Raw genomic sequence first — 8,048 nt, forward strand, 5'->3', positions numbered from 1 at the left:
TAATTAAGAAATTAAATTAATTTTAAGGGTCAATAGGTTCATCAATATTTCTTATAATGTCTTTAAATACATCATCATTAATATATTGTCCTTCTTCTCTTTTTTCTTTAACTCTTTTAACAATTTTACATAATTGATCTTTTGTTACATTATAACCACAATCATCTAATTTTGCTTTAACTGCTCTACATCCTGAATGTTTTCCTAAAACTAATTGTCTTTTTTGACCTACTAATTCAGGTAAGTAAGGTTCATATGTTAATGGTTCTTCAATTACTGCATCAACATGAATTCCAGATTCGTGTCTGAATATATTTTTACCAACAACTGGTTTATTGTAAGGAACTTCTAATCCAGTATCTTTTGATACCATTTCAGATAATTCTTTTATTATTTTTGTTTTAAACCCTAAATCTTTACCGTATAAAAGTTTTAATGACATTACGAGTTCTTCAAGTGATGCATTACCTGCTCTTTCACCAATACCATTAATAGTTGTTGAAACATCATTTGCTCCAGCTAATAATCCTGCAATTGAGTTAGTAACTGCTAGGCCAAAGTCATTATGACAATGTAAAGCTATGTTAGTATTAATTTCTTTTCTTAATTCTTTGATTAAAAAAGTCATTCCTTGTGGGGTTATTGCACCAGTTGTGTCTGCTACATGGACTCTATCTACTCCATAACTTTCTGCTTTTTTGTACATTCTTTTTAAATAATCTAAATCTGTTCTTGTTGCATCTTCAGCTGAAAATGCAACGAAAAGACCATGATCTTTAGCATATTCAATAGATTTCATGCAAGTGTTTAAAGCCTCTTGGCGAGTAATATGCATTTTATGTTCTAAATGAAGATCTGATGTTCCCATAAATGTTATAATTCCATCTACATCACAATCTAGTGCTGCGTTGATATCACTTATTTTAGTTCTAGCTAAACAAAGTACATCTGCATTTAATCCTTCATGTGCTATAGTTGAAACAGTGTCTTTTTCATGTTTTGAAACTATTGGAAAACCTACTTCTATTTGATGTATTCTGAATTCATCTAATTTTTTAGCTATTTCAAGTTTTTCCTGTTTATCTAAGCAAACGCCTGGTGTTTGTTCTCCATCTCGTAGTGTGGTGTCGTATATGGTGATTTTTTTTGGAAACTTCAATTCTACCTCTTTGTTAAATGGACTAGTGTAATATTGCATTATTTTCACTCTATTTTTTGTTAATTATTTTTATATTTTATAAAGTATAGTTATCTTAATTTTTTTATTTTCTTTTTTGTTTTTAATAAAACTTTTTAATATTTTTGTAATAATTTTAATTTTTTTATAAATTTTTATCTTTGTTTTCTAGTAATTCTAAGTAAGATGTTCTTTCAAATCCTTTTTTTATTCCTAATTTTTCAAAAATTTTAAAAATATTTTCTTGTGCTTTTTTGTAATCATTCCCATCTTCTAAGATGGTTTCGATTTCCATGTAGGGTTCTAATCCTTCAACATTATCTAAACTAATTGAATATTCATTTAAATCATAATAATCTCTTGTTTTTTTAACGGTTCTAACATTTGTAAATCCTAAGTTCATGAAAATTTTTTTACATTTGTTTTCATCTTCTATTTTCATTTCAATTTCTTCTCGGGTTTTACTTTTTTTATCTATTTTGGGACCTTTGTATGTTATGAATAATTCTTCTTTTTCATCGGTATTTACTTTTCTAATCCTTAGAGCTTCATCAGTTTTTGCAAAATCTACTATTGGGCTGTTAAAATATATGTCTGTTTGAGTTTCAGTTTTATTTTTTTCCACATTTAATTTCTTTAATTCTTCAATAATTTCTTCAAAACTATTAATTTTTGCTTTTGCTTCTACTTCTATCATTTAATCCCTCATTTTATTTTAAATTTCTTTTAATTATTATATATTATATGTTTTGTATTTACTTTTCTAAAATATTTTCATAAGCTTATTTTTTTATTTTTTATAAATACATTTATATACTTTATAAATACAATATATTTTTAGTAAAAGTTTTACTATGTTATTTTTAAAATTTTACTTACTTTTTTTAAATTATATTGGAGGTATATGAATTGACCGATGTTGATATAAAAATAGAGAACATTGTGTCTTCTGCAAGTATTGGTAAAGATATTGTTCTTACTGAGATTTCTAAAGCATTAGAAGGCGTTACTTTTAATCGTGAACAGTTCCCAGGTTTAGTTTTTAAACTAAAAGATCCAAAAACTGCTGCTTTGATTTTTAGCTCTGGTAAACTAGTATGTACTGGTGCAAAATCTATAGATGACTCAAAGTTGGCTATTAAAAAAACTGTGGATAAAATGCGGACAATTGACACTGATATTCCTGAAGAATTCGAAATTAAAATTCAAAATATTGTGGCTTCTGCTAATTTACAATCCACACTAAACTTAGAAGCTGTGGCGTTAGAATTAGAAAACACAGAATATGAACCTGAGCAATTCCCAGGTTTAGTTTATAGGTTGACTGACCCTAAAGTTGTTTTATTATTATTTGGTTCTGGTAAAGTTGTATGTACTGGGGCTAAAACTCGAGGAGATGCTAAGCTCGGAGTAGAAAGAGCTTATGACAGACTCAAAGAGTTGGATTTAATTTAATTGGTGGTATGTTTGATTAAACTTGTAGTATTTGATTTAGATAATGTTATAATTAATGGTGAAGGAATAGATGAAATAGGAAAATTAGCAAACGTTCAAGATAAAATTGCAGAAATCACTGAACAAGCAATGAACGGTGATATTGACTTCGAAACATCTATAAATGAAAGAGTTAAGCTTCTTGAAGGAGCTTCTGTTGAAGAAATTAAGAAAATAGCTGATGAATTACCTCTTAATAACGGTGCTGAAGAAACAATTAAAGCATTAAAAGATAAAGGCTATGAAATAGCAATTATTAGTGGTAGTTTTGATGTTATTGCTGATTCTATTAAGGATAAACTTAATATTGATTATTTATTTACTAATTCTTTAAGTGAAGAAGATGGAAAATTAACTGGTGAAGTTACTGGACCTTTAGTTTCCGGTTCTAAACTTGATGTTTTATCTGATTTATTAAAAGAAAAAGATTACGATTTAGCTGATTGTATAGCTGTTGGTGACGGTGCTAATGATATATCCATGCTTGAAGGTGTTGGATATGGTATAGCATTTAATGCAAAACCAAAAGTTAAAGAAATAGCTGATGTAATTGTGGAAGATAATGATTTAAATGATGTTTTAACTGTTATAGAAGATTTAGATTCTAAAGTTGAAGCTAAAGAATCTGAAGAAGCTAAAGATTCTAAAGTTGAAGCTAAAGAACCTGAAAAACCTGAAGATTCTAAAGCTGAAGATGGTGAAGATAATTCTTCTAAGAAAGAAGCTAAAGATTCTAAAAAATCTAAAAAATCTAAAAAGTCTAAACTTCCTGAACCAACTAACTTTGTGCTTGCAGACACTATGGATGGAGTAAAAGTACAAAAAGATGAAAAGGAAAAACTTATATCTCAAATTGCTGATGAAAGAGAAGCTTTTAATAAAGAAGCTAAGGAACAACGTAAAATACGTGATGAATTAAATAATTCTTTAAAAGAAAATCTTCAAAAGGCTATTGAATACAGAGATGCACGTAATGAGATTAACAAAGACGTCGAAGCTAATAAAAAGAAAAGAAATGACGTTAATGAAAAAATCAAAAATCTTGAATGGTCCTCTGGTAAAAGAGATAAAGTAAAACTCGAAAATGAAATTAAAAAAATAGATAAAATAATTGAAACTAGAGTTTTAGATATTAAAAAAGAAAATCAGCTTGTTAAAAATGCAAATGATCTTAGAAAACAATTAACTGAAGTTAAAGAAGACGATAAAGTTAAAGATGAAGCTCAAGAGCTTAAAAAAGAATCAGAATTATACCATGCTAATGTTGTGGAACATTCTGCTAAAGCTCAAGAAGCTCATGAAAACATGCTTAAATACTTTAGAAAAACTGATGAGATTAGAACAGCAGCAGATGAAGCTCATAAAAACTTTATTCAAGCTAGAAAGAATGCATCCGCTAAACATGAAGACTTTAAAATGGTTTTAAGTGAAATTCATGTTATTAATAAAAAATTAGGTAGAAACAACAAACCTAGAAGACAAAAATCTAATAATAAAGGATCATCTCCTAATAAACGGAATAAAGAAGAAAAAGAAAAAGCTGAAGTTATCTTTGATAAGTTTAAACATGGTAAAAAACTTTCAACTGAAGAACTTTTACTTTTACAAAAATATGATATAAGTTAAATATTTTTTTAATTTATTCATTAATATTTTTTTAATTTTCATTAAAAAAATAATTTATTTAGAGTGAAAATATATGGTTGAAGAAGATACAATTGATAAACCTGAAAAAATTGAAGAATGTTATACCTGTGGTAAAAAATTCAATATAAATGCTAATGATAATAGCCATTATCACTATGGAAAATTTCCTATGTGTAATTATTGTAGTAATTTTTATGGATTTTACGATAAGGAATATAAAAAGTAAGTTTATATAATCCATTTTTTTCTAACTATTTTTTTATAATTTTAATTTCTAAAATTCATTACTTTTTTTAAGCTACTAATTTTATAAAATTTAATTTACATCTATACAAAATTTTATATACATCCAAAATGTGTATATTAAAAATATTAATTTTTTAAAAGTATTAATTCTGTAATTTATTTAAAATAAAAACAATTTTATAAATTAATAAATTAATTTTTTTTATATTGAAAAACTTTTAATATGAAAAAAATAAAAAGATTTCTTTAATTATTTATAAGTGATAATCATGCATGAAATCATTATTTGCGAAAAACCAAAAGCAGCTGAAAAAATAGCACAAGCTATTTCACCAAATGTCAAAAAAAGAAAATATAATAAGAAAGTATCTTATTGGGAAATTGAAGAAGAAAATAAAAAAATTACAGTTTTGTCAGCTGTAGGGCATTTATATTCATTAACACCAGTTAATCCTAAAAGTAAAGTATTTTTTGATTTAGAGTGGGCACCCCTCTATGAAATAGATAAAACTAAAAAATATACAAGAGATTATGTTTATGCAATAAAAAAATTTTCTAAAGATGCAGATAAATTTATTCATGCTTGCGATTATGATATTGAAGGAACATTAATAGGATATAATGCATTAAAATATGCATGTGGTCAAAATACTACCGCTAATATATCAAGAATGAAATTTTCTACTTTAACTAAAACCGATATTCTAGATGCTTACAATAATATGATAGATTTGGATTTACATCAAGTCGAAAGTGGATCAGCAAGACATGTTTTAGATTTCTATTTTGGGGTAAATATATCTAAATCATTAATGCATTCAGTTAGAACAGCTAAGAAAAGATTTTTAAAACTTTCTGCTGGACGTGTACAAACACCAACATTGTCTATTTTAGTAGATAGAGAAAAACAAATTAAAAAATTTATACCTAAACCCTATTGGTTAATTAAAGCATTACTAAATGGGGAAATAATAGCGGATCATGAAGATGGGAAGATATTTGATAAAAAAAGAGCTGAAGAAATTTTTGATAAATGTCAAAATCAAAATGCTTTAGTTGATGAAGTTAAAAAAACTGAAACAATCAGAAAACCTCCAGTTCCTTTCAATTTAGGAGGGTTACAATCTGAAGCTTATGGAGTTTTTGGTTTTAGTCCTAAAAAAACACAAATGATTGCTCAAAATCTTTATACTGGGGGATTTACATCTTATCCTCGTACTTCTTCTCAAAAACTTCCAAAAAGTTTAGAATACAAAAAAATATTCATGCAATTATCCAAAAATGCAGAATTTAAGAAGCATATTCAAGATTTACCTTCAGAATTAAAACCTAATGAAGGTAAAAAAAAGGATGCTGCTCACCCTGCTATACATCCAACTGGCGTTTTGCCTGATAAATTATCTAAAGATGAACTAAAAATTTATGAATTAATTGTTTATAGGTTCATAAGTGTATTTTGTGAAAATTCAAAATTAGAATCTGTGAAAACTGATTTATTAATAGCGAATGAAAAATTTAACTTCAAAAGAAAAAGAGTTTCTTATCTTGGATGGTTAGCACATTACCCTTTTAAAAAAATAGAAAATGAAAATTTTTTAGATATTAAGAAAGGAGATATTATTAAAGTAGAAAAAATATGTTCTGAGCAAAAAGAAACCAAACCTCCAGCTAGATATAATGAAGCTTCTTTAATTAAAGAATTGGAAAAAAGGGAATTAGGAACAAAGGCTACAAGAGCGGATATTATCGCTAAACTTTATGATAGGAAATATATTAGTGGTAAAAAAATTGAAGTAAATCAGCTTGGTGAAAATTTAATTGATACATTAAAAGAATATTGTGAAGATTTAACTAGTGAAGATTTAACTCGTGATTTTGAAAAAAGATTAGAAGGTATCAGTAATGATAAGACTACTCAAGAAGCAGTTGTTAATGATGCAGAAAAAGAAGTTAAAGCTATTTTGGGTGATATTAATAAAAATGAAGCCGATATTGGGGATAAACTTTATGATGCTTACCAACAAAGTAGGATTGTTGGTGAATGTTCCTGTGGTGGAAATTTAGTTATGAAGTACTCTCCTAGAAATAAAAGCCATTTTGTAGGATGTTCTAATTATCCTGAATGTGAAATTACTTATTCTCTTCCAAAAGGAGCTACTTTTTTAAAGAAAACATGTCCAAAATGTGGTCTTCCTATTATTTCTTTTGGTAAACCTCGCCAACATGCTTGTTTAGATCCAAATTGTGGTAAAGATAATACTAAACGACATGTGGTTAAAGTTGTTGGGGTTTGTCCTGATTGTGGAAAAGATTTAGTTAAACGATCTGGTAGGTATGGGGATTTTGTAGGTTGTAAAAGTTTTCCTAAATGTAGATTTACCTGTTCTTTAGAGGAATTAAAAGATTTGGAAAGTAAATCTAAAAAATAATTTTTTTATTATTTTTTTATTTTAAAATTTTGCCCAATATTTTTTTAGGGTAAAATTGCTTTTTTTTAGAAAGTTATATAAATATTTAAATTGAATAGTTAATTATTATTAAATTTGAAATAATTTTTTTCATTACATTTTTTATAAAAAAATTTAATTTAATATAATTAGTGTAAATTTTGATTTAATAATTTTAATTATAAATTTAATATTTAATCAAAAATGATTATTTAATAATTTAAATTTATTTAATTAAAAATTTAAGATGGTGAAATTAAATTTTTTTTAAGTTATAATTATTTTTTTTTTAACATTAAAAAAGAATTATATTTATTAGTTATAAAAAAATTTATTTGCATTGTCTTTTATTTAATTTATGAGGATTTTATATGGATAAGCAAAAATTAAAAACAATTGCTAAAGCTGCGGCTATTATCATTATCATCATGGCCTTTTGTTTTGTACTTAGGGCTCATGCAGCAGATATTTCTATCATCCCTGATGATATGAAAGCTACTTATCAAGATTCTGATGGTTTGCCTTACTTTAGTGAAATGGATTCATATTATAATTTACGTATGACTCAAGATTATTTGGATCATGGATATTTTGGTGATACTCAAGTTAATGGAACTACTGTGGATATGCACAGGTCTTCACCTGATGGGGTGAATACGACTTTTGATCCAATGATTTCATGGGTAACTGTGGGATTATATAATGTTGCTAATATGTTTCATTCTATGTCACTTAAAGAAGTGGCATTTTGGGCAGGTGCTATAGTTTCTTGTTTAGCAGCTATACCTGCATATACAATAGTTAGACGGGTTACGAATGATTATGGTGCGGCTACCGCAGCTATAATGGTTACTTTAGCCCCTAATTACTTCTCACATACATTCGCAGGATTTTTTGATACGGATATGTTCAATGTAACATTACCATTATTCATATTTCTGTTCTTTATTGAAAGTATAAGAAGCGATAATCCAAAACTTAGAATAATCTATTCAATTTTAACAGTGCTTACAGTAGCAATCTTTTCCATTTCATGG

General features: G+C 26.7%; 7 protein-coding genes. 5 read left to right on the forward strand and 2 right to left on the reverse strand.

The window, feature by feature from the left end:
* Positions 1-22: 22 nt before the first annotated feature.
* Positions 23-1,198: a homocitrate synthase family protein gene (locus tag BP769_RS06930; RefSeq protein ID WP_413824505.1), complete on the reverse strand. Its 1,176-nt coding sequence runs from the start codon at positions 1,196-1,198 to the stop codon at positions 23-25.
* Between the two features lie 124 nt (positions 1,199-1,322).
* The gene (gene cyaB / locus BP769_RS06935; protein WP_413824503.1) at positions 1,323-1,874 is read right to left on the reverse strand and encodes a class IV adenylate cyclase; all 552 of its coding nucleotides are present in this window, start codon (positions 1,872-1,874) and stop codon (positions 1,323-1,325) included.
* A gap of 212 nt (positions 1,875-2,086) precedes the next feature.
* Between cyaB and BP769_RS06940 the strand changes: the two genes are divergently transcribed.
* From BP769_RS06940 to BP769_RS06960, 5 genes are all read left to right on the forward strand, one after another.
* Positions 2,087-2,632, forward strand: coding sequence for a TATA-box-binding protein (locus BP769_RS06940; protein ID WP_409198104.1), 546 nt, complete (start codon positions 2,087-2,089; stop codon positions 2,630-2,632).
* Positions 2,633-2,644: 12 nt separating this feature from the next.
* Positions 2,645-4,297: a phosphoserine phosphatase SerB gene (gene serB / locus BP769_RS06945; RefSeq protein WP_413824501.1), complete on the forward strand. Its 1,653-nt coding sequence runs from the start codon at positions 2,645-2,647 to the stop codon at positions 4,295-4,297.
* A 73-nt stretch (positions 4,298-4,370) separates the two neighbouring features.
* Positions 4,371-4,544, forward strand: coding sequence for a hypothetical protein (locus BP769_RS06950; RefSeq protein ID WP_409198102.1), 174 nt, complete (start codon positions 4,371-4,373; stop codon positions 4,542-4,544).
* A 289-nt stretch (positions 4,545-4,833) separates the two neighbouring features.
* Positions 4,834-6,993, forward strand: a complete 2,160-nt coding sequence (topA, locus tag BP769_RS06955) for a DNA topoisomerase I (RefSeq protein WP_413824499.1) — start codon at positions 4,834-4,836, stop codon at positions 6,991-6,993.
* Between the two features lie 389 nt (positions 6,994-7,382).
* A partial coding sequence (locus BP769_RS06960; protein WP_413862341.1) for an STT3 domain-containing protein occupies positions 7,383-8,048 on the forward strand: 666 nt, incomplete at its 3' end.

Origin of the sequence: Methanobrevibacter sp. UBA417 (assembly GCF_002508845.1) — an archaeon.
GTDB classification, from domain to species: Archaea; Methanobacteriota; Methanobacteria; order Methanobacteriales; family Methanobacteriaceae; genus Methanobrevibacter_A; species Methanobrevibacter_A acididurans.